This is a genomic window from Vogesella mureinivorans (genome assembly GCF_007644035.1).
GTDB classification, from domain to species: Bacteria; Pseudomonadota; Gammaproteobacteria; order Burkholderiales; family Chromobacteriaceae; genus Vogesella; species Vogesella mureinivorans.
The window spans coordinates 1-347 of record NZ_VMTV02000857.1 but is presented as its reverse complement, the minus strand read 5'-3'; the positions used below and the strand labels follow the sequence as shown (position 1 = coordinate 347).

1 protein-coding gene is annotated in these 347 nt (G+C 61.1%); it reads right to left on the bottom strand.

Annotation, left to right across the window (positions count from 1 at the left end; genetic code table 11):
* On the bottom strand, nt 1-191 hold a 191-nt coding region (locus FLQ44_RS19950), incomplete at its 3' end, for a response regulator (protein ID WP_147695769.1).
* Between the last annotated feature and the right edge of the window lie 156 nt (nt 192-347).

Genomic DNA, 347 nt, shown 5'->3' with positions numbered 1-347 from the left:
CGCGGCAGCATCAGATCGAGCACGATGACGTCGTAGCTGTTCTCGACGGCGAGGCGCAGGCCGTCGGCACCGTCACTGGCGTAATCCACCCCGAAGCCTTTGCGCTCGAGGTATTCGCCGACCATTTCAGAGATGTTGCGGTTGTCCTCGATCAGGAGGATCAGACCGGCGGATTCTTCGCGAGACTTCATGGCAGGGCTCCGGTGGGGTTTTCACGGACGTGAATTGACCACGGGGCGGGTGAGATGCGCGTGAACCACTCTTGACAAAGCGCCGATGCCTGCGTGCGTCTCCAACAGGCTCAGAACGGGATCCGTCCGATCAGGATGTCGCGGTACATCACCCAG